The following is a 22,082-nucleotide window of genomic DNA, read 5'->3' on the forward strand; positions in this document are numbered from 1 at the left end:
GAATCCGAGGGTTCCCACGGGCGCTCGCGCTGGCTAGCCTCGAGGCGTGCGCGATTCCGTGGCAGCAACGCAGGAAGGCCGGCGCCTCGCCCAGTCGGCGAGCGACGACTCCGCCTGGCGACGGTGGGGCCCGTACGTCGCGGCCCGGCAGTGGGGCACCGTACGCGAGGACTACTCCGCCAACGGCGACGCCTGGCGCTACTTCCCCTTCGACCAGGCCCACCAGCGCGCCTACCGCTGGGGTGAGGACGGGCTCGGCGGCCTGTGCGACCGCTACGGCTTCCTCAACCTCGCCGTCGCGCTGTGGAACACCCACGACGACCGCCTCAAGGAGCGCCTGTTCGGCCTGACCGGCCCGGAGGGCAACCACGGCGAGGACGTCAAGGAGTACTACTGGGCCCTCGACGCCACCCCGACCCACTCCTGGGCGCAATGGCTCTACCGCTACCCGCAGGCCGCCTTCCCCTACCAGCAACTCCGCGAGGCGAACGCGCACCGCGGCTACCACCTGGACGAGTACGAGCTCGCCGATACCGGGATCCTGGCCGAGGACCGCTTCTTCGACGTCACCGTCACCCACGCCAAGGCCGGCGCGACCGACATCTGCGTGGTGTACGAGGCCACCAACCACGGCCCCGACGCCGCGCCGCTGCACCTGGTCCCGCAGCTCTGGTTCCGCAACACCTGGGTCTGGGGCGAGGACCGGCGGATGGCGACCATGCAGCAGGAGCAGTTCGAGGACGAGCGCGGCTACGTCGCGATCTCGGCCGAGCAGGCCTGGCTGAACCGCTACACGCTCTTCGCCGAGGGTGCACCGGAGGTGCTGTGGTGCGCCAACGAGACCGACGACGTCGCCTGCTTCGGCGCCGAGGAGAACCACCACCCGTACCCGAAGGACGCCGTCGACCGGGCGATCGTGCACGGCGACCGTACGCTCCTCAGCCCCGAGCCCAACGGCACCAAGGTGGCCCTCGACTACGCGTACGACGCCGTTCCCCCCGGTGCCACGGTCCGGGTGCGGTTGCGGCTCGTGGCCGGGGACGGCCCGAAGCACCCCTTCGACGACGGGTTCGACCGGGTCCTGGCCGACCGCCGGGCGGAGGCCGACGAGTTCTACGGCGCGGTGATCCCGGCGTCCGCGGACGCGAACGACACCCTGGTGGCCCGCCGCGCCTTCGCCGGCCTGAACTGGGGCAAGCAGCTCTACCGCTACTCGGTCCGCGAATGGCTGAGTGGCGATCCGGCCATGCCGCCCCCACCCGACCAGCGCCGCGCCCCCGAACCCGCCGGTCGCAACACCTCCTGGGGAAGCTTCGACCTGGCCGACGTCATCTCGATGCCGGACGACTGGGAGTACCCGTGGTTCGCCTCCTGGGACCTTGCCTTCCACACCGTCGCGCTGGCCGACATCGACCCGGCGTTCGCGAAGAGCCAGTTGCTGCTGATGTGCCGGGAGTGGTCCCAGCACCCCGACGGGCAGTTGCCGGCGTACGAGTGGTCGTTCAGCGACGTCAACCCGCCCGTGCACGCGTGGGCGGCCTGGCAGGTGTACCTGGCCGACGGCGGGACCGACCGGGTCTTCCTGACCCGCATCATGACCAAGCTGCTGCTGAACTTCGGCTGGTGGGTCAACCGCAAGGACGAGGCCGGGAACGAACTCTTCGAGGGCGGCTTCCTCGGCATGGACAACATCTCGGTCTTCGACCGCTCCCGGTCCGTCCCCCAGGGCTGGCGCCTCGAGCAGTCCGACGCCACCAGTTGGGTGGCGTTCATGTGCCTGTCCATGCTGCGCATCGCGCAGGAGCTGGCGCGGGCCGACCCGGCGTGGGGCGACATCGCCACCACCTACCTGGAGCGGTTCCTGGCGATCAGCCAGGCGGTGGAGAACTTCGGCACCAACAAGACGTCCCTGTGGGACGAGCAGGACGGCTTCTTCTACGACATCCTGGTCGACGGGAACGGGGCCGTGCAGCCGGTACGGGTGCGTTCGCTGGTCGGCTTCGTGCCCCTGCTAGCGGTGGCGAACTCGCCGGCCTGGGTGGGCCGCGAGATCCCCCAGCTCGCTCGGCACCGGGCCTGGTTGAAGCGGCACCGTCCCGACCTTGCCCGCTACATCCTTGCCGATGCGCAGTCCGAGGATGCCGGGGTGACCCTGTCGCTGGTCGACCGGGACCGCTACCCGCGCCTGCTCGAGCGCCTGTTCGACCCCCGGGAGTTCCTCGCCGACCACGGCATCCGCTCACTCCCCGCCGACTACCGTGACGGGGTGGAACTGGACCTGCTCGGGCAGAAGATGGGGATCCGCTACACCCCGGGCTACAGCGAGGACGGCATGTTCGGGGGCAACTCGAACTGGCGCGGCCCGATCTGGTTCCCGCTGAACGTGCTGCTGATCGACGCCCTGCGGACGCGGGCCGAGGGAGTGGGGGGGCCGTTCGAGGTCGAGTTCCCGACCGGCTCCGGCGAGAAGGTGACCCTCGACGAGGCGGCGAACCGAATCGAACAACGGCTCCTCGACCTGTTCCGCCCCGCCCCCGACGGCCGCCGCCCGGGCGAGCAACGCGACCATCCGGGCGGCCCGCTCTGGGACGCCCACCCCACGTTCAGCGAGTACTTCCACGGGGACGACGGAACCGGTCTCGGCGCCTCGCACCAGACCGGCTGGACGGGCATGGTGGCGCACCTGATCTGCACCCCACCGCCCGCCGGCTCGCCCGCCGGCTCGCCTGCCGCGTCGCCCGCCGGCTCGCCCGCAGACCCGCCCGCCACCCCGCCTCCCGCCTCGCCCGCCGATCCGACCCCGTCGCATCCCTGACCCGACCCCACCGCCGGCCCCGTACCCCCTCGTCACCCAGGAGACCCCATGTCCCAGACCCCAGCGCCTCCCACCCCCGCCCCCGTTCCGGCGCCCGCCCCGGTCACCGGCCCGGTCAGCCTGCGGGGTCGTACGATCGTCGTGACCGGCGCCAACACGGGAATCGGCGCCGCGATCGCCAAGTTGGCGGGCGCCACTGGCATGAACGTCGTGATCGACTACGTCGCCCACCCCGAGCTCAACCAGCCGCTGATCGACGAGATCGTCGCCGCCGGTGGACAGGCCATCGCCGTCCAGGCCGACGTCACCAGGGTCGAGCACCTGCAGAGCCTGGTGGACGCGGCCGTCGACGCGTACGGCCGGCTGGACGTCTGGGTCAACAACGCGGGGGTCGAGACCAGGCTCAGCCTGCTGGAGGACACGGAGGAGAAGTACGACTTCGTGATGGACATCAACATGAAGGGTGCGTACTTCGGCGCCCAGGTCGCGGCGAAGCGGTTCATCGCACAGGGCAGCCGCGGGGTGATCGTCAACGTCTCCAGCGTGCACGAGGACTGGCCGATGCCCGGCAACACGGCCTACTGCGTCGCCAAGGGCGGCCTGCGGATGTTCGCCAAGAACGTGGGTGTCGAGCTGGCCGACCATGGCATCCGGGTGGTGAACGTGGCGCCCGGCGCGATCAGTACGCCGATCAACAAGGAGACCGAGGCCGACCCGGGCAAGATCAAGCAGTTGAACGAGTCGATCCCAGCCGGCCGGATCGGGCAGCCGTCCGAGGTCGCGAGCGTGGTGCTCTTCGTCGCCAGCGACGAGGCCAGCTACATGACGGCCACCACTGTCACCGTCGACGGGGGCATCACCCAGGGGGCGGCTGGGCTCTGACGCCGTTCGTCCCGCGGCCGGCGCGTGGCGAACGTGACGACGTCGGCCGTGGGGGCGCGGACCCTTCGCACCGGCGTGTCCACAGTCCGCCCTCTGTGGTGCGTGTCACAGTTGGGCCAACCCCTCCCGGCGTGTTGCGGCGGGGATGGGGAGTGAGGTATTAAATACGGGAAGACCGTATTTAAGGAGATTCCGTGTCGACCGTCAGAGATCACAACCCGCCCCCCGTCATTCTCCGCCCGGTCAATCGCCGGGACCGGCGCTGGTGGACCGCCCTCATCCTCGTCGTGGTGCTGTCCTTCGGTGTCCTGCTCTACATGGGCCACCAGATCCAGGTGAACAAGCCGCCGATCCCCACCAAGGTCGTCGACACCAGCGGCCGGGTCCTGATGACCGGGGCGGAGATCACCGAGGGCCAGAACGTCTGGCAGTCGATCGGTGGCCAGGAGATCGGCTCGGTCTGGGGCCACGGTGCGTACGTCGCGCCGGACTGGACCGCCGACACCCTGCACCGCGAGCTCACCTACGTCCTCGACCAGTACGCCAAGAAGGAGGGCGCGGCCTCGTACGATTCCCTTGATCCCGAGCGCCAGGCCGCCCTGAAGGCGCGCCTCAAGGCGAACGTGCGGACCAACACGTACGACCCCGCGACCGGCGTCGTCACGATCGATCCGTTGCGGGCCGAGGCGTGGCGGCTGAACTCCGAGCACTATGCGCAGGTCTTCTCCCAGGGCAACGTGCGCTATGCCATCCAGGCCGGCGCGCTGACCGACCCCACGCAGCTGCAGCAGATGAGCGACTTCTTCTGGTGGAGCAGTTGGGCCGCCTCGACGAACGCGCCCAACAGCGACGCGACCTACCTGCAGAACTGGCCGCACGAGCCGCTGATCGACAACGTGCCGACATCGACCAACGTGCTGTGGAGCATCATCAGCTTCATCCTGCTCCTGGGTGGCATCGCCGGCATGGTCTGGTACCACAACTACCACGCCGACGATGACGAGCCCCCGTCCGAGGTCCCGGACCGCGACCCGCTCCTCGGCTACCGGCCGACGCCTTCGCAGAAGGCGACGATCAAGTACTTCTACGTCGTCGGGGCCCTGTTCGTCGCGCAGATAGGTGTCGGGATCCTGAGCGCCCACTACGGCGTCGAGGGGGGCTCGCTCTACGGCATCCCGATCGACAAGGTGTTGCCGTACGCCGTCACCCGTACGTGGCACACCCAGCTCGGCATCCTGTGGATCGCCACCGCCTGGCTGGCGACCGGACTGTACGTGTCCCCGGCGGTCGGCGGACGTGAGCCGAAGTACCAGCGTCTCGGCGTCAACGTGCTCTTCTGGGCGCTGATCGTCGTGGTCGCCGGCTCGATGGTCGGCGAATGGCTGTCCATCATGGGCTACATGGGCCACGGCCTGCCGATCAACTGGTGGCTCGGCACGACCGGCATGGAGTACCTCGACCTGGCCCGGGTCTGGCAGATCGGCCTGTTCATCGGCCTGTTCCTCTGGTTCTTCCTGATGGCCCGCGGCATGTGGCCCGCCCTGAAGCGGGCCCGCTCCGGTGAGGGCAACCGCCCGACCGACACGGCGCCGCTCGCGGCCGGCGGCCAGCGCACCCTGATCCTGATGCTGCTGATGAGCTCGCTGGCGATCGCCAGCTTCTTCGGGGCGGCCTTCGGCATGGACCGGGGCACGCACCTGTCGATCACCGAGTACTGGCGCTGGTGGGTCGTGCACCTGTGGGTGGAGGGCTTCTTCGAGGTCTTCGCCACGGTCGTCATCGCCTTCCTCTTCGCCCGCCTCGGCCTCATCCGCAGCCAGATGGCCGCGACCGCGACCCTGGCCTCCACGGCCGTCTACCTGGCCGGTGGCATCATCGGGACCGGCCACCACCTGTACTTCACCGGTGCCGACCACATCGTGATGGCGTGGAGCGCCACGTTCAGCGCCCTCGAGGTCGTCCCGCTGGCACTGGTCGGCTTCGAGGCGTTCAAGCACCTGCGCCTGCTGAAGGTCAGCAGCTGGGCCGTCGGCTACAAGTGGGCCGTCTACTTCTTCGTGGCGGTCTCCTTCTGGAACATGCTGGGTGCCGGTGTCTTCGGCTTCCTGATCAACCCGCCGATCTCGCTGTTCTACGTCCAGGGCCTCAACCTGACCGCGCTGCACGCCCACACCGCCCTGTTCGGGGTCTACGGCATGCTCGGCATCGGCCTGATGATGTTCGTCATGCGCTCGCTGATGCCCGGCAAGGAGTGGAACGAGAGGTGGATCGCGATCGGCTTCTGGGGGCTCAACGTCGGTCTGTTGCTGATGGCCCTGCTGAGCCTGCTCCCGCTCGGCATGGCGCAGGCGTGGGCGTCCATCACCCACGGCCTGTGGTACGCCCGAAGCTCGGACTTCCTCTACACCCCGGCGCTCACCGTGCTGCGGTGGATGCGTACGCCCGGCGACATCGTCTTCACCATCGGTGGGCTGTCGATCGGTGTCTTCATGGTCGGGCTCCTCTTCGGGTACTCGGTCCGCAAGAGCGGCGGGGAGCAGATCACCGGTTCGGTCTTCACCCAGCTGGACGAGGAGGAGCTGGAGGAGGTCGGCGCCCCCGAGTAGCACGCGCGGAGCGGCGGGTGGCCGCGGATCGCCCACCCGGAGGCATGGTCCTGCGGGGGCCCTCCTCGTACGCTGAGAACTGAACCGTCACCGACCAGGGAGTCGACCCATGAAGATCAGCCACCTGCCCGTCCGGCTCGCCGCCGGCGCGTTCTTCCTCAACTCCGGCATCTCCAAGCTCGGCATGGGCGAGGAGCAGGCCGCGGGCCTGCGGCAGATGGGCGCCGCCGGCCTGCCGCTGCTGGACAAGCTCGACGACAAGACCTTCGCCAAGGCCCTGCCGGCCGGCGAGATCGCCCTCGGCGCCGCCCTGCTGCTGCCGTTCGTACCGTCCTGGCTCGCCGGCCTCGGGCTCACCGCCTTCGGCAGTGGCCTGGTGAACATGTACCTGCACACGCCGGGCATGACCCAGGAGGACGGCATCCGTCCGACCCAGGAGGGCATCGGCCTGGCCAAGGACGTCGCCTTCGCGGGCATCGGCGCGACGCTGGTGCTGGACTCGATCTTCTCGCGCCGCCGCGTGGTGAAGAAGGTCCGCGCCGACAAGATCAAGGTCAAGAAGGCCCACCGGGAGCACTGAGCCCGGGACTGGCAGGACCCATGGACAGAGCGACCGCCCGGCACCTCGGTGCCGGGCGGTCGCTCTGTCCCGTCCGTGGGCCGGCGGAGACATCTGGTCCCAGTGGTCTCAGCTGGAGCGCTGGTGCATGTGGGACGCCGGCGGCTTGGTGAAGAACGCCGCCGCGATGATCGCGACCAGGACCGCAGCGGCCCCCAGCAGCAACGACTGGCCCATCGCGTTGGCGAACGCGTCGTGCAGGAACGGCGGCAGGCTGCCGGAGAACTGCTCCGAGGGACCCCCGGCCGGGAGGTGCGCCCGCTGCGCCGCCGGCAGCGCATCGACCGCCTTGGTCATCTCGACCTGCAGCCGGCTGGACATCATCGCGGCGATCGAGGCCGAGCCCAGCACGCTGCCCATCTGGCGCGTGGTGTTGTAGATACCAGACCCGGCCCCGGCCAGGTGCGGCGGCAGGTTCCGGGTGGCGGTCATCGAGACCGGACCCCAGATGAAGCCGTTCGAGATGCCGAGCAGGCCCAGCGGCAGCAGGAACATCCACACCGGCGTGTCCGCGTGGGTGATCGACCAGGCCCACACCTGCGACACCGAGAACAGCGCGAAGCCGAGCATGGCCAGCCACTTCGGGTTGACCCGGGTCTGCAGCTTGCCGACCACGGGTGCCAGGCCGCCGGAGAAGATCGCCATCGGGATCAGCGTCAGGGCCGACTGGGTGGGGGTGAGGCCCTTCACCTCCTGGTAGAAGAGCATCAGCGGGAACGAGGTGCCCACCACGCAGAAGCCCATCACCGTGATCGCGGCGTTCGCCGCGGAGAAGTTCCGGTCCCGGAACAGCGCCAGCGGCACCAGCGGCTCGCGGTCGTTCTGCGCCTGCCACACCACGAACAGGGCCAGCACGGCCACCCCGGCGATGATCAGCCCCCAGACCGAGACCGGTACGCCGGTGTGGACGCCGGCGACGGTGAGGTCATCGGTCATCCGGCCCCAGGCGTACGTGTTGCCCTCCTGGATGCCGAAGACGACCAGGAACGTGCCCACGGCGCTGAGCGCGACCCCGATCCAGTCGAACGTGTGGGCGTGGACGGGCAGCCGGGGCACCACCCGCGCCGCCGCGACGAAGCCGACCACGCCGATCGGCACGTTGATGAAGAAGATCCACTCCCAGCCCAGCGCGTCGGTCAGCAGGCCGCCCAGCAGCGGGCCGACCAGCATCGCCACGCCGGCCGTGGCGCCCCACAGCGACATCGCCTGGGCCCGCTCCTTGGGCGGGAACAGGCGGGTGATCACCGCCATCGTCTGCGGCGACATCAGGGCGGCGCCGAGGCCCTGCACGACGCGCCAGGTGATCAGCTGCGCGGCCGAGCCGGACAGGCCGCAGGCCAGGGACGAGAGGGTGAAGATGACCAGCCCGACCAGGTAGAGCCGCTTCGGCCCGTACCGGTCGCCGAGCCGGCCGGTGACCAGCAACGGGACGGCGTACGCCAGCAGGTAGGCGCTGGTGACCCAGATCGCCGCGTTCAAGGTGGTGTCCAGGCCGGTGATGATGTGCGGCATCGCGACGGACACGATGGTGGTGTCGATCAGGATCATGAAGAAGCCGATGATCAGCGCGAACAAGGCGCGCCAGGCGTCGCGGCCCGAGATCCCGTGGTCCTCCAGCGTGCTGGTGCCGGGCCCCTGGTCGCCGGGGGTGGTGGTCATGGCGCTCCTGGGTGTTCGGGGGCGTGGACGGTGTGCCCACGGGTGGGGGAGCCTACGTGATGGACCTCGGAGAGGGCTGAAGACGCGGCGGAGCGTGCCGTCCGGTGCTGCGCTCCGCAGGGTGGCGTCGCCCGGGGCCAGTAGATTCTGCGACGACGAAAGGATCCCCATGACCTCCACCGCGGCCCTCGCCACGCTCCTGACCGATCCCGACCGCAACATCCGCCTCCGGGCCGCGATGGAACTGGGCATCTCCCAGGACGCGGCGGCCGCCCCGGCGCTGGTCGCGGCACTCGGTCCCGAGCTCGACTCCCGGGTCCGCGGCATGATCACCTGGGCCACGGTCCAGCACGCCGGCGAGGCGATCGACGAGCTCGTCGCGCTGCTGCAGGACGGTGACCCCGCCGTACGCCACCAGGTGCTGCACGTGCTGAGCAAGATCGGTGGCCGCGAGATCCTTCCGTACGTGCTGCCCGCGGTCGCCGACGAGGACCCGCAGGTGGCGATCAAGGCCTACCGGGCGGCCGCCAGCACCGACGCCCCCGAGGTCGTACCCGCCCTGGTCGCCCGGCTCGGGGACGGCGACGACGAGCAGCGCGACCAGCTCAACCGCGCCCTGCGGCTGCTCGGCGCCTGGCCGGTCGAGCCGCTCGCCGACGCGCTCGCTGCCGAGGATCCGGCCGTCCGGCTGCACGCCGCCGACGCGCTGGCCGAGATCGGCAGCCCGGACGCCGAGCCGGCGGTGATCGCCCTGGCCCGGACGACCGAGGACCCGGAGGCGGAGGTCCGCCTCGCCGCGGTCTGCGCCCTGGGGGAGCTGGAGGACGAGGACTCGGTCGAGGTGCTGCGCCAGGTCGCCACCGGAGCGGATCAGGTGCTCGCCCGGGTCGCCGGCCGACTGCTCCGGTCGCGGGCCGCCCGGGCCGCTGCTGCGGCCGAGGAAGCTGCGGCGGTCGAAGGGGCTCAGGGGGCTGTGCAGGGCTGAACCCGGCACGGCCCGACCCCGGCGCCAGGCCTCAGCCCTGCTCGCGTCCCTGCCAGGTGCACAGGGCGACTTCGTTGCCCTCGGGGTCGGCCAGCAGCCAGGCCGACGGGGCGTCCGTCTCCTGCACCAGTCGGCCGCCGGCGGCCAGTGCCCGCGCGATCCGGGGCCGGGCCTCGTCGTGGGCGACCCAGACGTCCAGGCGGACCCGGTTGCCTGGCGTACGCTCCTCGTCGGCCGGCTGGAACCACACCTCCGGCCCGAGGCCTTCGGGGTCGGACAGCGACCGCTTGCCCCTCGCGGGCGGGTAGCCGAGCACCGCGGCCCAGAACGGTCGCACGGCCGCCTCGTCCGTCACGTCGATCGCGACCTCGACGCCGCGCAGTCGGCCGTGGTCCGGGTGGATGCCACGCTCGGCGAGCAGGGCACTCACCCGGCCCGCCAGCCGTACGTCCCGGTCGGTGAGGGCGCCGACGTCGTGGGAATGGACGGACAGGTGCACCCGTGAGTACCGGATGTCGATGTCGGGGTGGTGGTCCAGTTCGCGGGCGACCGCCGCGACCTCGTTGACGAAGGCCATCGCCTGGTCGAAGCCGCCCAGGTCGGCCGACAACTGGAGGCGTCCGAGGACGACGCGCCAGCCAGGGGCGCCCAGGGACACCTCGCGGAAGGACAGTGTGCTCATGGGGAAGGCCTTTCTGGGCGGATGTGCCGTGGGGGTCCGGTGGCCGGGGAGGCCGGTGCGTGGGGCCCGCTCCCATCGTCCCCGTTCGCCGCGCCGGACGGAACCCCGGCGACCTGCCTGATCCGTCACCGCCGCCCGGGACCCCGGCGGGTGCATGCTTGGTCCATGAGCCAGAGCCCCGACGAATCCGGCCAGCAGCAGGGCGATCCGTTCGCCGGCCTCATTCCCCAGGAGATCCCGGTCTCGGCCGGCGCGATCCTGCTGGACCCGCGCGATCGACTGCTGGTGCTCAAGCCGACGTACAAGTCCGGCTGGACGATCCCGGGCGGCATCATGGAGGCCGATGGCGAGTCGCCGTGGGAGGCCTGCCGTCGCGAGGTGCTGGAGGAGACCGGGCTGCACGTCGAGGGCGGCCGACTGGTCTGCGTCGACACCCGCCCGGCCCGCGAGGGCCGCAAGCTGGGTCTGCGGTTCCTCTTCCACTGTGGGCAGCTGCGCCCCGAGCAGGTCGCCGACATCGTGATCGACCCGCTCGAGATCGAGGACTTCCGCTTCGCCCCGCTCGAGGAGGCGCTCCAACTGCTCCGCAAGCCGGTGCGTCGGCGCGTACGCCGGGGCATCCGGGCCCGGCGCTGCGTCTACCTGGAGAACGGACGCCCGGTCACCGGCGTCAACTGATCCCTCCGGGTCGGTGGCCGTCCTCCGGCCGCGGCCCGTCCTGCTGTTCGCTTCCCGCCGGCCTGCGGCGGTCGGGCTCGGGCTCAGGGGCGGGGGCTGGCCCGGTCCGGGGCTGGGGGTCCGGCTCGGCCGGGATCGCCGGGAACGTCAGCGTGCCCCACAGGTCGGAGGACTCCTCGCTCGGCAGCGTCTCGGCGTCGTCGGAGCGTACGTCCAGGTCGCCGGTGTCGGGCAGGGCGGAACGGGCCTGGGGGACCGACAGCCCGGTGATCTGCAGCAGGTCGACGATGACCGAGCGGAGCAGCGAGACCAGGGCGTTGCTGCGCCAGTCCGCGGACTCGCCCAGCGCGTCCGGCTCCAGCCGGGCTGCGAGGGCCATCGCCTGTGCCCGGGCACCCTCGGGCTTCTCCCACCGGCCGACCTGGCGGGCCAGGCTGCGCAGTGTTCGCCCGGCCTCGGCGGTCAGCTCGGCCACCTCCGGGTAGGCGCCGGACTCGCCGATCATCCCGGCCGCCTGCCGGGTGAGCATGAAGACGCTGCCGTGCAGCCGGTCGCCGAGGCGCAGCATCCGGTCCAGCTCGGCCAGGTCGGCCCGCTCGGCGCGCCGGGACGGCTTGAGCTGCACCATGTCGGAGGCCGAGCGCTGGGCCGCCTCGCCGTCGGTGAGCTGGGTCCGGGCCACCGCCAGGGCTGCGTACGCCGCCTTGCCCCGGTTGACCTCGCCCTGCTCCAGGCCGTGCCCGACCGCATCGAGGGCGTCGGCGATGCCGCCGAGGGCCGTCGCGGTGTAGCGGCGCGGACGGCTGGTCAGGCTGCTGGGCAGGATGATCGAGGCGACCAGCGCGATGCCCGAGCCGATCAGGGCATCGGTCCACCGGCCGAAGGACGCAGCCCGGGGATCGATACCGGAGCTGGTGGCCAGCTGGATCATCGAGCCCACCACCACCGCGTTGATGGCGGTCTGGAAGGTCAGCAGGTCTGAGTTGGCGAGGAAGCGGGCGAGCAGCGGGGTGGTGAGCAGCAGGAGCAGGAGTTGCCACCAGCCGAAGCCGACGGCGTGGGTCAGCACCTCGCCGATGAACACGCCGATGGTGGCACCCAGGCCGACCTCCAGCACGCGGCGGGGTTCGCGGTTGCGGCTGAAGCCGAGGCACAGGAACGTGGCGACCGGGGCGAAGATCGGGTTGGGCGCGCCGAGGAGCTGGTGGCAGATCAGCCACGAGAACGTCGCGAACACGGCAGCCTGGGTGTTCGGCACCACGGCGCCCCGGACGCGCTGCCAGCCGGCCTTCGCGGTCGAGCTCAGGTAGGTCAGGACGATCCGGGGGTTGGGGCGGTCCGCCCCGGCCCGAGTGTCGGTGCCGACCCGGCCGGGTGTGCCGGGTCCTTCGTCCGGGCCGGGCTGGGCCTTGCTGGGGGTCACGCGGCCACTCTAGGACGGCGGTCGTACGCCGGCGGTGGCACCCTCAGGCACATGTGGTTGATTGATCAACTATGCTGGTGGGGTCGAGACTGAGGAGTCAGCATGCAAGCCGCCGTCGTGATCGGAGCGGGCCAGGCCGGCTTGTCCGCGGCCCACCACCTGCTGCGCAAGGGGCTGCGGCCCGAGACGGACGTGGTCGTCCTCGACGCCAATGAGGGTCCGGGCGGGGCCTGGCGCCACCGCTGGCCCTCGCTCACCCTCGGCCGCGCCCATCGCGTGTACGACCTGCCAGGGTTCCCGTTGGGGACGCCGGACCCGGACGAGCCCTCCTCGGCCGTCGTCTCCCGTTACTACGCGGAGTACGAGCGGCGCTTCGGGCTGCCGGTGCATCGCCCGGTCCGGGTGCGCCAGGTCGTCCGGCTGGATGCCCGCGACGGTGTCGGGGGCGGACTGGAGGTGCGGACGGACGCCGGCACCTGGCGCAGCCGCTTCGTGGTCAACGCGACCGGCACCTGGGACCGCCCGTACTGGCCCTACTACCCGGGCCGGGAGGGCTTCCGCGGGCGCCAGCTGCACACCCACGACTTCTGGTCGGTCGAGGAGTTCCGTGGCCTGCGCGTCGTGGTCGTCGGCGGCGGTACGTCGGCGGTGCAGTTCCTGCTCCAGCTCGAGGGTGTCGCTGCGGCGACCACCTGGGTGACACGTCGTCCGCCGCAGTGGACCGCGACCGAGTTCGACGCCGGATGGGGCCGGGACGTCGAGGACCGGGTGAACGGTCGTACGAGTGCCGGGCTGCGTCCCAACAGCGTCGTGTCGGTCACCGGCCTGCCGCTGAACCCGGAGTACCGCCGGGGGATCGAGGCGGGGACCCTGGTCTCCGCCGGGCCGATGGAAGCGGTGACCCCCGGAGGCATACGGCTGGCCGACGGTCGCGAGGTCGGGGCCGACGTGGTCCTGTGGGCGACCGGGTTCCGGGCCTCGCTCGACCACCTGGCACCGCTGCAGCTGCGCGAGTCCGGCGGCGGGGTCCTGGTGGACGGTGTGCGCGTGGTGAAGGAACCGCGACTGTTCCTGGTCGGCTACGGGGCCTCGGCGTCCACCCTCGGTGCGACCCGCGCCGGGCGAGATGCCGCGCTCGCGGTGGTCCGGGCGGACCGGGTTGACCGGGTGGTCGCCGCAGGCCGCGTGGGTTCGGAGGACGGGCCGGACCGCGCGGTGACGGAGGTCGCGACCGATGCCGCGGGAGCCTTGGCGGGGGCCGGTGTTGGATCCGCCGACCGGACTGCCGGGGCATCCGGGTAGTAGGCCACGGGGCGGGCCCGAATCCTGGCAGCCCGGTTCGTCCGTTGTCCGTAACGGGTGATTGAGAACCGAGGGCCACTCAGACCCGGACAGCCCAGAACCGGGGCGCTCGTGGGCGATCCAGGGGACCTCGGAACGGTGTCGCCGGCTCGCGACGTGGTGGGTCCACGGTCGCCGGTGTTAGTATCTGCGCATGCATGCAGATAGTTGTATGGATCCGGACAACCCGGACGTCGTGCTGGCGGCCGAGATCTTCAGCATGCTCTCCGACGTCACCCGGGTGCGGATCGTCGTCGCGCTCGTGAACCACGACGAGATGCCGGTGGGGGAGCTCTCCAAGCTCGTCCACAAGTCGCCTGCGGCCGTGTCGCAGCACCTGGCCAAGCTGCGGCTGGCCCGTATCGTCGCCGGCCGCCAGGACGGCAATCGCGTCTACTACCGTCTGGCCAACGAGCATGCCGAGCGCCTCGTGCGCGCCGCGCTCGAGCAGGCCGAGCATGCGGCCTCCGACACCCCACTGCACCACCAGCAGCCCGCCGCCGTGGCGAAGCTCCACGGCGTCTGAGCGCCCCGACCACAGGAATCGTCATGCACATCCACGAGCACGCCAGGGCCGAGGCCCCTCAGGTCGGGGACGGCCACGCTGCGCACCTCCACGACCACACCGGCCACGAACACGACCACACCGGCCACGAACACGACCACACCGGTCATGAAAACGGACACGACCACACCGGCCACGAACACGACCACACCGGTCATGAACACGGACACGACCACGCGCACCCGCACGACCACGCGCACCCGCACGGCGGCCTGCGCGGCTTCCTCTACGAGACCTTCGTCCCGCACAGCCACGACACGGCCGACAAGGTCGACGATGCACTGGAGGCCAGTGGCGAGGGGATCCGGGCGGTCAGGATCAGCCTGGTCGTGATGCTGGCGACAGCCGTCGCCCAGGCGGTGATCTTCGGGTTCAGCGGCTCGGTCGCCCTGCTCGCCGACACCATCCACAACTTCTCCGACGCGCTGACCTCGGTGCCGCTGTGGATCGCCTTCGTGCTGTCCCGGCGCGCCCCGACCCGGCGGTTCACGTACGGACTGGGCCGGGCCGAGGACCTGGCCGGCCTGTTCATCGTGGCGATGATCGCGCTCTCGGCGGTGATTGCCGCCTGGCAGGCCATCGATCGGCTCCTCCACCCCCAGCCACTGACACACCTCGGCTGGGTCGTCGCGGCCGGCGTCGTCGGCTTCCTCGGCAACGAGATCGTGGCCCGCTACCGCCTGGGCGTCGGCCGACGGATCGGCTCGGCCGCCCTGGAGGCCGACGGCGTGCATGCCCGGACCGACGGGTTCACCTCGCTGGCCGTCGTTGTCGGCGCCGTGGGCGTCTGGCTCGGCGTCCCGCTGGCGGATCCGATCATCGGACTGGTCATCTCGGTGTTGATCGCCCTGATGCTGGGCCGCACCGCCACTGACATCTGGACCCGGCTGATGGACGGGGTGGCGCCCCGCCTGGTCGCGGCGGCCGGCGAGTCGCTGAGTGCGCTGCCCGAGGTCCGTGGACTCCATGACCTGCGGATCCGCTCCGTCGGCCACGTCCACCACCTAGAGGTCACCCTCGACGTCGGGGTGGACACCTCGCTCGGCCAGGTGGAGGACCTGCGCCGGGCGGCCGAGCTCTCGGTCCGTCAGGAGCTACCCCGGCTGGAGACCAGCACGATCGCGGTGCACTCGGAACACCCGGCAGTGCCCGGCACTGGAACCGCGACCGACTCCGGGCACCCGCTCCGGTAGCGGGTGCCGCCCCTCGCAGGGCTTCGCGTCCCTCAGGACTTCGCCTCTCGGGACTTCCTCAGGACTCCCCGTGGGGCATCACGGCGACGAAGTCGCGGCTCGAGGGCTGCAGGTAGCGGTTCGCCGCGGCGAACTCGTCGCTGGTCAGCTTCGTTGGCGTGGTGCCACTGTGGTCGTGGGTGTAGGTGATGAAGCTCGTCCAGTCCTTGTTGATGTCGAGCTGCATCGCCTCCACCGCGCCGGTGTCGCGGAGGATCTGTGCAAGGGCGGTGACGGTCAGCGAGGGCCCGAGCACCACGACCGTGGACCCGTCGGCACGGGTCCCGACGCCGCTGCGCCAGACCGCCGAGGCATTGCCGACGGTCTTGCCCCACACCTTCGAGCTCGGATCGGACACCGCCGGGGCCACCTTGCCCTTGTCGACCAGCAGGGTGAGGTTCTGCCGCACCGCCGCCACGCCTGCCCCGGGCTGGCCGCCCGGCCAGCTCTCGACCTTGAGTGACCCGTCGTTGCCCAACACCATGGAGGCAGCGCCGGCGCGCAGCGGAGCCACGGCATGCCCGTCCTGCCAGTAGCCGCCCTGTGCGTCGTCCATCTTGAAGCCACTGTTGAACGAGGCCAGCACGGTCGAGGCTGCCTTGCCGGTGAGCTGGCTCGACTCGTGCGCGACCGGCCCCGGCTCCTTGCTGCCCGGGTGCAGGACGAACGAGTTCAGCCTCGGGTCCAGCCAGACCGCGTGGACGACGTACGAGGTGTGCACCCCATCGGGCCGCAGGGAGGTGACCAGCGCCGCGGTGTGGCCCTGGTAGGAGTACAGCGGCCGCCACTGGCCCTCGCCCGGCAGGGCCGGTCCCGCCTGCGAGGGCACCGCGGCGGGGCGGCGGGTCTCGGTACGAACCGCCCCGGCGGCGCCCACCTGCAGGTCCCCCTGGGTGGGCGCCCCTCCCGTCTTCGGCGGGTTGAGCTTGTACTGCCACTGCTCGAGGAGGGTGATCAGACCACTCATGTGGTGGTCACGCCCCCACTCCGCGATGCGAGCGGCGGTGCTGTCGGTGCCGGGCGCATCGAGGGCCTGCCCGAGTGAGACCGCCGTCCACAGCACCACCGACGCGACGAGCAGTGCGGGCACGGCCAGCCATCGACGACGCAGCCGGGGGGCCGTGGCGACCGCCCGTCGCGGACGTCCGGACGTGGCGCTCGTGGTGAAACCTGGCACGGGGTCCTTCCTCGGCACACCGGTGGGTGGTGGGCCTCGACCATCGACAGCTCTGCGCCGCCATTGTGCGTCCGGCGCCGTAAGAAACCCCTGAGACGTACGTCCCGCCGGCCACGTGGACCGCGGCCGGCGGGAGGACCGGCCACGTACGGACCGGCGTCGTACGGGTCAGTCGCCGGTCAGCACCTTCTCGTCGGCGGCGACCTGCGGTGCGGGCCGGGGTCCGCCGTTCTTCTCGTCCGCGAGCGCCTGCTGGAACCCGGCGTAGCGGACCAGGTGTGCGGGCCGGCGGCGCAGGATGGCCCAGGCGAGGCCGAGGAAGACGAACCACACGGGCGTGACCAGGAGCGCGACCAGGGTGTCCGGTTGGGTCGTCAGCGTCCACAGGACGAAGCCGAAGAAGGCGAAGACCACCCAGACCATCGTCGTGCCACCGGGCATCTTGAACTTCGATGCCTCGTGCAGCGCCGCCCGGCGCCGGCGGAAGGCCAGGTAGCTGGCCAGGATGATCGACCAGACGAAGATGAAGCAGACCGCCGACACGGTGGTCACCATGTCGAAGGCGCGGCCGATGCTCTGGCCCGCGTACAGGAACGCGACGCCCGACAGCAGCAACACGCAGGACAGGAAGAGGGCGTTGCGCGGCACCTTGCGCGGGGACAGCCGGCCGAACAGTGCGGGTGCGTCGCCCTCCTGCGCCAGGCCGTAGACCATCCGGGAAGTGGAGTAGACGCCGGAGTTGGCGCTCGACATCGCCGAGGTGAGCACCACCAGGTTGACGATGGTGGCCGCAGCGCCCAGGCCGGCGAGGGAGAACATCGCGATGAACGGGCTGTGGCCGGCGATGAACTGGGTCCAGGGCATCACCGACATCAGGATGATCAGCGCGCCGACGTAGAAGAGGAGGACGCGGATCGGGATCGAGTTGATCGCCTTCGGCAGGACGTTCTCGGGATCCTTGGCCTCGGCGGCCGTCGTACCGACCAGCTCGATGCCCACGAACGCGAACACGGCGATCTGGAAGCCTGCGACGAATCCCATGAAGCCCTGCGGGAAGATGCCGCCGTGGGACCACAGGTTGGTGAACGTCGCCGGGCCCGCCTCGGAGCGGAAGCCGACGAAGATCATCACCAGGCCGGTGACGATCAGCGCGACGATGGCGACGATCTTGATCAGCGCGAACCAGAACTCGGTCTCGCCGAAGGCCTTCACCGTCGCCAGGTTGAGCAGCAGGAGGACCACGACGGTGATCACGCCGGGCAGCCACATCGGGATCCCGGGCAGGAGTTCCTGGGAGTAGCCGGCGATGGCGATGACGTCGGCGGTCCCGGTGACGACCCAACAGAACCAGTAGGTCGCGCCGGTGAAGAAGCCGGCCCAGGGGCCCAGTAGATCCGCCGCGACGTCGCTGAACGACTTGTAGTGCAGGTTGGAGAGGAGGACCTCGCCCATGGCCCGCATCACGAAGAACAGCATGAAGCCGATGATCGTGTAGACGAGGATGACCGACGGCCCGGCGGCCGAGATGGTCTTGCCCGACCCCATGAAGAGGCCGGTCCCGATCGCCCCACCGATCGCGATCAGCTGGATGTGGCGGTTGGTCAGCTGGCGGTCCAGCTGCGGCTGTTGCTGCACGCTCCCGGGGGAGTGTTCGGTCATCGTCGTCATAGGAGAACTCCGTTGTTCAAGCGACCCGGAACGGGCCGCGACGAATGGCGTCCTCCCCGCTCTGTCATCGACCTGAGAGATTCGCAACTCCCGACTGTAGGGCGGGGGTGCTTGCACCGTCGGTGAGCCCCTTGGGGGACTACTTTCCAGAGTGTCCTACCGCGGCGGTGCTGGGCCTGAGAGATTCCTGGGGAGGATTTGCTCCTACGGCACCTGCTGACGTGATCGGCAGGTTCTCCCGCCGCGGGTCATTGGCATGTTCAGTTGGTGCAGGCAGGGGGCACAGCGGGTCATCGGAGACGGGCCGTGGCCGGAGCCGCGGACTTCAGTGTGGTCGCCGTCACGTACCGGTGTCAATGGTTTTCTGCTCGTCCTCAGGTGGGTCGCGATCCAGGAGTCCGGCCTCGGGCCGGTGGGCACGGCGAACAACGGGTGGCGTACGGGCCGGTGGGAGGGCGTCGTACGTGATCGTGGGTAGGCGAGATGCGGGGTGGCGTGCGCAGCGAGGGGTGCGCCGGCGCGCGGCCGGACCAAGGATCCCGCCGGGCCGTGGCAACTGGCGGAGGGGGCTTGCTGGCGCAGAAATTGGCGTGTAGCGTGTGCCACACGTCACCAATGGTGGCGACGCCTTCCGAGTTGTGGCGGGAGAGTCCTGTCAGTGAGAATTGGCAGGCGCCGTAGGAGCAAACCCTCCCCGGGAATCTCTCAGGCACCCGTACCGCCACAGCGAGGCAACTCTGGAAAGTAGCCCTTCGGGGCTCACCGACGGTGCAAGCCGGCCCACTGGGTCGGCGGAAACTCTCAGGTCCCACACAGAGCGGGGAGGAACCCAGCCTTTGCCGGCCTGGCCGGCCTGTCACCGGAGTTCCCCATGTTCCCTGCTCAGTCAGCAGCCTTCGTCGACCGACACATCGGTGTCCGCCGCGACGAGGACGTCAAGCTCATGTTGAACGCGGTCGGGCAGGACAGTGCCGACGCGCTCGCCGCGACCGCCGTCCCCGACAGCATCAAGCAGTCCGCCCCGCTCGCCATGGACGCCGCCCTGAGCGAGTCCGAGGTGCTCGACGGCCTGCGTCGCCTGGCCGGCAAGAACAAGCCGCGGGTGCAGATGATCGGCCAGGGCTACTACGACACCCTCACCCCGGCCGTGATCCGTCGCAACGTGGTCGAGAACCCGGGCTGGTACACCGCCTACACGCCTTACCAGCCCGAGATCTCCCAGGGCCGGCTGGAGGCACTGCTGAACTTCCAGACCGCCGTCGAGGACCTCACCGGCCTCGAGATCGCCAACGCTTCCCTGCTGGACGAGGCCACCGCCGTGGTGGAGGCCGTCCTGCTGATGCGCCGGGCGAACAAGAACAAGCAGGCCGCCGCCGGCCGGATCGTCCTCGACGCGGACCTGTTCCCGCAGTCGATCGCGATCGTCACCGCCCGGGCCCGTGCGCTCGCCTTCGAGGTCGAGGTCGCCGACCTGTCCCAGGGGCTCCCGGAGGGCCCGATCTGCGGCCTGGTGATCCAGCAGCCGGGCGCCTCGGGCCGCGTCGCCGACGCCACCGCCCTGGTCGCCGAGGCGAAGGAGCGCGGCGCTATGGTCACCATCGCCGCCGACCTGCTGGCCCTGACCCTGATCACACCCCCCGGCGAGCAGGGCGCCGACATCGCCGTCGGCAGCGCCCAGCGCTTCGGTGTGCCGCTGTTCTACGGCGGCCCGCACGCCGCCTTCATGGCCGTCCACAAGGGCCTCGAGCGCCAGCTGCCCGGCCGGATCGTCGGCGTCTCCAAGGACGACGCCGGTCGTCCCGCGTACCGCCTGGCCCTGCAGACCCGCGAGCAGCACATCCGCCGCGAGAAGGCCACCTCCAACATCTGTACCGCCCAGGCGCTGCTGGCCATCGTCGCCTCGATGTACGCCGTCTACCACGGCCCGGAGGGCCTGCGCGCCATCGCCGAGCGTACGCACGGCCACGCGCTCAGCCTGGCCACCGCCCTGGAGTCCGCGGGCGTCGAGGTCGTGCACGGCAGCTTCTTCGACACCCTGGCCGTCCGCGTCCCGGGCCGGGCCGCCGAGCTGGTCGCGGCGGCCGAGGCCGAGGGCGTCAACCTGCGCCTCGTCGACACCGACACCGTGGGGATCTCCTGCGACGAGGCGACCACGCCCGAGATCGTCGCCACGGTCGCCGGCGTGTTCGGGGCACAGCCCGCAGCCGGCGCCCCGGCCGAGCGTTTCGCCCTGGACCCCGCCGTGCTGCGTACGAGCTCCTACCTGACCCACCCGGTGTTCCACGCCCACCGCTCCGAGACCCAGCTGATGCGCTACCTGCGTCGCCTCTCGGACCGCGACCTGGCGCTGGACCGGACGATGATCCCGCTGGGCTCGTGCACCATGAAGCTCAACGCGGCCGTCGAGATGGAACCCATCACCTGGCCCGAGTTCGCCGGCATCCACCCGTTCGCCCCCGATGACCAGACCGAGGGCTGGCGCGAGCTGATCGCCGGCCTCGAGGCCGACCTCGCGGCGATCACCGGCTACGACCAGGTCTCGATCCAGCCGAACGCCGGTTCGCAGGGCGAGCTCGCCGGCCTGCTGGCGATCCGCGGCTACCACCGCTCGCGCGGCCAGGAGCAGCGCAACATCTGCCTGATCCCCGCCTCCGCCCACGGCACGAACGCGGCCTCCGCGGTCCTGTCCGGGATGAAGGTCGTGGTCGTCGCGACCGCCGCGGACGGCACCATCGACAGCGCCGACCTGAAGGCCAAGATCGAGGCGAACTGCGACACGCTCGCCGCGATCATGATCACCTACCCCTCGACCCACGGCGTGTACGACGCCGACGTCAGCGAGGTCTGCGAGGCGGTGCACGCCGCCGGCGGCCAGGTCTACATCGACGGGGCCAACCTGAACGCCCTGGTCGGCCTGGCCCAGCCTGGCAAGTTCGGCGGCGACGTCTCGCACCTGAACCTGCACAAGACCTTCTGCATCCCCCACGGCGGCGGTGGCCCGGGCGTCGGCCCGGTCGCGGCGCGCGCCCACCTGGCCCCGTTCATGCCCGGTGACGCGGCGACCTGGTCCGGTGCCGAGGGCGAGACCGACCTGCCGGTCGCCGCGACCCGCTTCGGCTCGGCCGGCGTGCTGCCGATCTCGTGGGCGTACGTCAAGCTGATGGGCGGGGAGGGCCTGACCCAGGCGACGAAGTCGGCGCTGCTGGCGGCGAACTACATCGCCAAGCGCCTGGACCCGTACTTCCCGGTGCTCTACACCGGCGAGGACGGCCTGGTCGCGCACGAGTGCATCCTCGACCTGCGCGAGCTCACCGCGCGGACCGGCGTCACCGCCGAGGACGTGGCCAAGCGCCTGATCGACTTCGGCTTCCACGCCCCGACCCTGTCGTTCCCGGTCGCGGGGACGCTGATGGTCGAGCCGACCGAGTCCGAGGACCTGGGCGAGATCGAGCGGTTCATCGAGGCGATGATCGCGATCCGCGCCGAGATCGACCAGGTCGCCGACGGTGACTTCGCGGTCGCCGACTCGCCGCTGCGCCGGGCCCCGCACACCGCGGCCGCCCTGGTCAGCTCCGAGTGGGAGCGCCCGTACAGCCGCGAGCAGGGCGCCTTCCCGGGGCACACGTCCAGCCAGGACAAGTACTTCGCCCCCGTGGGCCGGATCGACAACGCCGGCGGCGACCGCAACCTGGTCTGCTCCTGCCCGCCCGCCGAGGCCTTCCAGAACTGACGGCCCCGGCCCCCCGGCCG

Annotated in this window: 15 protein-coding genes and 3 riboswitches; of the genes, 10 read left to right on the plus strand and 5 right to left on the minus strand. The window is 70.8% G+C overall.

Going from position 1 to position 22,082, the window contains the following annotated elements; all coding sequences use genetic code 11:
- The first annotated feature begins 46 nt into the window (after positions 1 to 46).
- The 4 genes from GA0111570_RS12940 to GA0111570_RS12955 all read left to right on the plus strand — a co-directional run bounded on the left by GA0111570_RS12940 (position 47) and on the right by GA0111570_RS12955 (position 6,883).
- Positions 47 to 2,815 carry an MGH1-like glycoside hydrolase domain-containing protein gene (locus tag GA0111570_RS12940; protein ID WP_217634161.1) on the plus strand — a complete coding sequence of 923 codons (2,769 nt, stop codon included), beginning with the start codon at positions 47 to 49 and terminating at the stop codon, positions 2,813 to 2,815.
- A 48-nt stretch (positions 2,816 to 2,863) separates the two neighbouring features.
- The gene (locus GA0111570_RS12945) at positions 2,864 to 3,697 is read left to right on the plus strand and encodes a glucose 1-dehydrogenase (protein WP_092611999.1); all 834 of its coding nucleotides are present in this window, start codon (positions 2,864 to 2,866) and stop codon (positions 3,695 to 3,697) included.
- Positions 3,698 to 3,891: 194 nt separating this feature from the next.
- A complete protein-coding gene (locus tag GA0111570_RS12950; RefSeq protein ID WP_217634162.1) occupies positions 3,892 to 6,303 on the plus strand; it encodes a nitric-oxide reductase large subunit in 2,412 nt (803 codons plus the stop codon).
- 109 nt (positions 6,304 to 6,412) lie between these two features.
- Entirely contained in the window at positions 6,413 to 6,883 is a 471-nt protein-coding gene (locus tag GA0111570_RS12955) for a hypothetical protein (protein ID WP_092612002.1), read from the plus strand.
- A 108-nt stretch (positions 6,884 to 6,991) separates the two neighbouring features.
- Here the strand turns inward: GA0111570_RS12955 and GA0111570_RS12960 are convergent, their stop codons facing one another.
- Entirely contained in the window at positions 6,992 to 8,581 is a 1,590-nt protein-coding gene (locus GA0111570_RS12960) for a DHA2 family efflux MFS transporter permease subunit (RefSeq protein WP_092612005.1), read from the minus strand.
- Positions 8,582 to 8,750: 169 nt separating this feature from the next.
- Between GA0111570_RS12960 and GA0111570_RS12965 the strand changes: the two genes are divergently transcribed.
- Complete coding sequence (locus tag GA0111570_RS12965) at positions 8,751 to 9,566, plus strand: HEAT repeat domain-containing protein (RefSeq protein ID WP_139283246.1); 816 nt, start codon at positions 8,751 to 8,753, stop codon at positions 9,564 to 9,566.
- 31 nt (positions 9,567 to 9,597) lie between these two features.
- Here GA0111570_RS12965 and GA0111570_RS12970 read toward each other — a convergent pair whose 3' ends face one another.
- Positions 9,598 to 10,248: a VOC family protein gene (locus GA0111570_RS12970; RefSeq protein ID WP_092612011.1), complete on the minus strand. Its 651-nt coding sequence runs from the start codon at positions 10,246 to 10,248 to the stop codon at positions 9,598 to 9,600.
- Between the two features lie 165 nt (positions 10,249 to 10,413).
- Here GA0111570_RS12970 and GA0111570_RS12975 point away from each other — a divergent pair, with 165 nt between their 5' ends.
- Positions 10,414 to 10,926 (plus strand): NUDIX domain-containing protein, encoded by a 513-nt coding sequence (locus GA0111570_RS12975; protein WP_092612014.1) that lies wholly within the window; start codon positions 10,414 to 10,416, stop codon positions 10,924 to 10,926.
- On the opposite strand, the gene GA0111570_RS12980 is transcribed toward GA0111570_RS12975, so the two are convergent.
- Complete coding sequence (locus GA0111570_RS12980; RefSeq protein ID WP_092612017.1) at positions 10,919 to 12,349, minus strand: FUSC family protein; 1,431 nt, start codon at positions 12,347 to 12,349, stop codon at positions 10,919 to 10,921. The two genes, GA0111570_RS12975 and GA0111570_RS12980, sit on opposite strands and share 8 nt — an antisense overlap.
- 102 nt (positions 12,350 to 12,451) lie before the next feature.
- Here GA0111570_RS12980 and GA0111570_RS12985 point away from each other — a divergent pair, with 102 nt between their 5' ends.
- From GA0111570_RS12985 to GA0111570_RS12995, 3 genes are all read left to right on the plus strand, one after another.
- Positions 12,452 to 13,651: an FAD-dependent oxidoreductase gene (locus tag GA0111570_RS12985; RefSeq protein ID WP_092612021.1), complete on the plus strand. Its 1,200-nt coding sequence runs from the start codon at positions 12,452 to 12,454 to the stop codon at positions 13,649 to 13,651.
- 193 nt (positions 13,652 to 13,844) lie between these two features.
- On the plus strand, positions 13,845 to 14,216 hold the full coding sequence (locus tag GA0111570_RS12990) for an ArsR/SmtB family transcription factor (RefSeq protein ID WP_092612024.1): 372 nt from the start codon (positions 13,845 to 13,847) through the stop codon (positions 14,214 to 14,216).
- Positions 14,217 to 14,239: 23 nt separating this feature from the next.
- Positions 14,240 to 15,448: a cation diffusion facilitator family transporter gene (locus GA0111570_RS12995; protein ID WP_092612027.1), complete on the plus strand. Its 1,209-nt coding sequence runs from the start codon at positions 14,240 to 14,242 to the stop codon at positions 15,446 to 15,448.
- A 58-nt stretch (positions 15,449 to 15,506) separates the two neighbouring features.
- On the opposite strand, the gene GA0111570_RS13000 is transcribed toward GA0111570_RS12995, so the two are convergent.
- Positions 15,507 to 16,664: a phosphodiester glycosidase family protein gene (locus GA0111570_RS13000; RefSeq protein WP_092612030.1), complete on the minus strand. Its 1,158-nt coding sequence runs from the start codon at positions 16,662 to 16,664 to the stop codon at positions 15,507 to 15,509.
- Between the two features lie 168 nt (positions 16,665 to 16,832).
- Positions 16,833 to 18,332, minus strand: coding sequence for an amino acid permease (locus GA0111570_RS13005; protein WP_217634163.1), 1,500 nt, complete (start codon positions 18,330 to 18,332; stop codon positions 16,833 to 16,835).
- 51 nt (positions 18,333 to 18,383) lie between these two features.
- A riboswitch (glycine riboswitch) is annotated at positions 18,384 to 18,487 on the minus strand.
- Positions 18,488 to 18,583: riboswitch (glycine riboswitch) on the minus strand.
- A gap of 381 nt (positions 18,584 to 18,964) precedes the next feature.
- Positions 18,965 to 19,063: riboswitch (glycine riboswitch) on the plus strand.
- A 140-nt stretch (positions 19,064 to 19,203) separates the two neighbouring features.
- On the opposite strand from GA0111570_RS13005, the gene gcvP reads away from it, so the two are divergent.
- Positions 19,204 to 22,062 carry an aminomethyl-transferring glycine dehydrogenase gene (gene gcvP, locus GA0111570_RS13010; protein WP_092612033.1) on the plus strand — a complete coding sequence of 953 codons (2,859 nt, stop codon included), beginning with the start codon at positions 19,204 to 19,206 and terminating at the stop codon, positions 22,060 to 22,062.
- Positions 22,063 to 22,082 lie beyond the last annotated feature (20 nt).

The sequence above is a fragment of the Raineyella antarctica genome (genome assembly GCF_900092135.1).
In the GTDB taxonomy this organism is placed as follows: Bacteria; Actinomycetota; Actinomycetes; order Propionibacteriales; family Propionibacteriaceae; genus Raineyella; species Raineyella antarctica.

What these genes read in the sequence shown, in the direction of transcription:
- GA0111570_RS12945 (WP_092611999.1), top strand. Translation starts at nt 2,864, where the DNA reads ATGTCCCAGACCCCAGCGCCTCCCACCCCCGCCCCCGTTCCGGCGCCC.
- GA0111570_RS12955 (WP_092612002.1), top strand. Translation starts at nt 6,413, where the DNA reads ATGAAGATCAGCCACCTGCCCGTCCGGCTCGCCGCCGGCGCGTTCTTC.
- GA0111570_RS12960 (WP_092612005.1), bottom strand. Translation starts at nt 8,581, where the DNA reads ATGACCACCACCCCCGGCGACCAGGGGCCCGGCACCAGCACGCTGGAG.
- GA0111570_RS12965 (WP_139283246.1), top strand. Translation starts at nt 8,751, where the DNA reads ATGACCTCCACCGCGGCCCTCGCCACGCTCCTGACCGATCCCGACCGC.
- GA0111570_RS12970 (WP_092612011.1), bottom strand. Translation starts at nt 10,248, where the DNA reads ATGAGCACACTGTCCTTCCGCGAGGTGTCCCTGGGCGCCCCTGGCTGG.
- GA0111570_RS12975 (WP_092612014.1), top strand. Translation starts at nt 10,414, where the DNA reads ATGAGCCAGAGCCCCGACGAATCCGGCCAGCAGCAGGGCGATCCGTTC.
- GA0111570_RS12985 (WP_092612021.1), top strand. Translation starts at nt 12,452, where the DNA reads ATGCAAGCCGCCGTCGTGATCGGAGCGGGCCAGGCCGGCTTGTCCGCG.
- GA0111570_RS12990 (WP_092612024.1), top strand. Translation starts at nt 13,845, where the DNA reads ATGCATGCAGATAGTTGTATGGATCCGGACAACCCGGACGTCGTGCTG.
- GA0111570_RS12995 (WP_092612027.1), top strand. Translation starts at nt 14,240, where the DNA reads ATGCACATCCACGAGCACGCCAGGGCCGAGGCCCCTCAGGTCGGGGAC.
- GA0111570_RS13005 (WP_217634163.1), bottom strand. Translation starts at nt 18,332, where the DNA reads ATGACGACGATGACCGAACACTCCCCCGGGAGCGTGCAGCAACAGCCG.
- gcvP (WP_092612033.1), top strand. Translation starts at nt 19,204, where the DNA reads ATGTTCCCTGCTCAGTCAGCAGCCTTCGTCGACCGACACATCGGTGTC.